Consider the following 3,281-nt stretch of genomic DNA (forward strand, 5'->3'; position numbering starts at 1 on the left):
TGGTTTCTTGGTTTCTGTGGTTCTCTCGAAAATTACTCCTTGATCTTTTGTGGTCAAGTTTTTAAGAGCACACGGTGGATGCCTTGGCATTAGGAGCCGAAGAAGGACGTAGGAATCTGCGATAAGCCTGGGGGAGTCGATAACCGGACTGTGATCCCAGGGTGTCCGAATGGGGAAACCCCGCCAGGGGCGCGAGCTGCCTGGTGACCCGCATCTGAACACATAGGGTGCGTGGAGGGAACGCGGGGAAGTGAAACATCTCAGTACCCGCAGGAAGAGAAAACAATAGTGATTCCGTCAGTAGTGGCGAGCGAACGCGGATCAGGCTAAACCGTTCCATGTGTGATAGCCGGCGGGCGTTGCATGGTCGGGGTTGTGGGACTTCCCATTCTGTCTCTGCCGGGACAGTGGGGTGAGAGTGCAGGCATAGGTGAACGGTCTTGAAAGGCCGGCCGTAGAGGGTGTGAGCCCCGTAACCGAAATGTTGTGCACCGCCTGGTGAAGTATCCCAAGTAGCACGGGGCCCGAGAAATCCCGTGCGAATCTGTCAGGACCACCTGATAAGCCTAAATACTCCCTAATGACCGATAGCGGACCAGTACCGTGAGGGAAAGGTGAAAAGTACCCCGGGAGGGGAGTGAAACAGTACCTGAAACCGTGTGCTTACAATCCGTCGGAGCCTCCGCAGCTTGCTGTGTAGGGGTGACGGCGTGCCTTTTGAAGAATGAGCCTGCGAGTTAGTGTTACGTCGCGAGGTTAACCCGTGTGGGGAAGCCGTAGCGAAAGCGAGTCTGAATAGGGCGTTGCAGTGGCGTGATCTAGACCCGAAGCGAAGTGATCTACCCATGGCCAGGTTGAAGCGACGGTAAGACGTCGTGGAGGACCGAACCCACTTCAGTTGAAAATGGAGGGGATGAGCTGTGGGTAGGGGTGAAAGGCCAATCAAACTTCGTGATAGCTGGTTCTCCCCGAAATGCATTTAGGTGCAGCGTTGCGTGTTTCTTACCGGAGGTAGAGCTACTGGATGGCTAATGGGCCCTACAAGGTTACTGACGTCAGCCAAACTCCGAATGCCGGTAAGTGAGAGCGCAGCAGTGAGACTGTGGGGGATAAGCTTCATAGTCGAGAGGGAAACAGCCCAGACCACCAACTAAGGCCCCTAAGCGTGTGCTAAGTGGGAAAGGATGTGGAGTTGCGAAGACAACCAGGAGGTTGGCTTAGAAGCAGCCATCCTTAAAAGAGTGCGTAATAGCTCACTGGTCAAGTGATTCCGCGCCGACAATGTAGCGGGGCTCAAGTACACCGCCGAAGTTGTGGATTTCAGACATTAGCCAAGCCCTTGTGGTTCAGGCGTCTGGAGTGGTAGGGGAGCGTCGTGTGGGCAGTGAAGTCGCGGTGGAAACCAGCGGTGGAGCCTACACGAGTGAGAATGCAGGCATGAGTAGCGAAAGACGGGTGAGAAACCCGTCCGCCGGATGATCAAGGGTTCCAGGGTCAAGCTAATCTGCCCTGGGTAAGTCGGGACCTAAGGCGAGGCCGACAGGCGTAGTCGATGGACAACGGGTTGATATTCCCGTACCGGCGAAAAACCGCCCATGCTGAACAGGGGAYACTAACCGCCCGAAACCTGCCTGACCGTCCTTCGGGATGGAAAGGTTTTGGTGGAGCGCGGGACCTGATCCTGGGAGGCAAGCGTATTAACAGGTGTGACGCAGGAAGGTAGCCGAGCCGGGCGATGGTTGTCCCGGTCTAAGGATGTAGGGCGAACGGTAGGCAAATCCGCCGTTCATGATGCCTGAGATCTGACGGGACCCCCGTAGGGGGGGATTCGGTGATCCTATGCTGCCGAGAAAAGCATCGACGCGAGGTTTTAGCCGCCCGTACCCCAAACCGACACAGGTGATCAGGTAGAGAATACTAAGGCGATCGAGAGAATTATGGTTAAGGAACTCGGCAAAATGCCCCCGTAACTTCGGGAGAAGGGGGGCCCCAACCTTGAACACCACTTGCTGGTGGGAGGGGATCGGGGCCGCAGAGACCAGGGGGAAGCGACTGTTTACTAAAAACACAGGTCCGTGCGAAGTCGCAAGACGATGTATACGGACTGACTCCTGCCCGGTGCTGGAAGGTTAAGAGGACCGGTTAGCCGCAAGGCGAAGCTGAGAATTTAAGCCCCAGTAAACGGCGGTGGTAACTATAACCATCCTAAGGTAGCGAAATTCCTTGTCGGGTAAGTTCCGACCTGCACGAATGGAGTAACGACTTCCCCGCTGTCTCAACCATAAACTCGGCGAAATTGCAGTACGAGTAAAGATGCTCGTTACGCGCAGCAGGACGGAAAGACCCCGAGACCTTTACTATAGTTTGGTATTGGTGTTCGGAGTGGCTTGTGTAGGATAGGTGGGAGACGTTGAAGCCCGGACGCCAGTTCGGGTGGAGTCATCGTTGAAATACCACTCTGGTCACTTTGGACATCTAACTTCGGCCCGTAATCCGGGTCAGGGACAGTGCCTGATGGGTAGTTTAACTGGGGCGGTTGCCTCCTAAAAAGTAACGGAGGCGCCCAAAGGTTCCCTCAGCCTGGTTGGCAATCAGGTGTCGAGTGTAAGTGCACAAGGGAGCTTGACTGTGAGAGAGACATCTCGAGCAGGGACGAAAGTCGGGACTAGTGATCCGGCGGTACATTGTGGAATGGCCGTCGCTCAACGGATAAAAGGTACCTCGGGGATAACAGGCTGATCTTGCCCAAGAGTCCATATCGACGGCATGGTTTGGCACCTCGATGTCGGCTCGTCGCATCCTGGGGCTGGAGTAGGTCCCAAGGGTTGGGCTGTTCGCCCATTAAAGCGGTACGCGAGCTGGGTTTAGAACGTCGTGAGACAGTTCGGTCCCTATCCGCTGCGCGCGCAGGAAATTTGAGAAGGGCTGTCCTTAGTACGAGAGGACCGGGACGGACGAACCTCTGGTGTGTCAGTTGTACTGCCAAGTGCACCGCTGATTAGCTACGTTCGGATGGGATAACCGCTGAAAGCATCTAAGCGGGAAGCTCGCTTCGAGATGAGATTTCCATACACCTTGTGTGTGAGAGGCCCCCAGCCAGACCACTGGGTTGATAGGCCGGATGTGGAAGCGAGGACTAACGACTCGTGAAGCTGACCGGTACTAATAGGCCGATAACTTACACCACACACCACCCCGCAAACCCATTCAAAAGGGGTTTGCACCCAGGGGTGGTACAAAGAAACAAGACTGCTTGCGTCCACTATGTGGTTCCCAAACAA

At 55.3% G+C, this 3,281-nt stretch carries 1 rRNA gene; it reads left to right on the plus strand.

Features of this window, described 5'->3' with window-relative positions:
- The first annotated feature begins 51 nt into the window (after positions 1–51).
- A 23S ribosomal RNA gene (locus AC1D19_RS30210) occupies positions 52–3,187 on the plus strand.
- Positions 3,188–3,281: the final 94 nt, after the last annotated feature.

It is taken from the genome of Pseudomonas sp. P1_C12 (genome assembly GCF_056406435.1).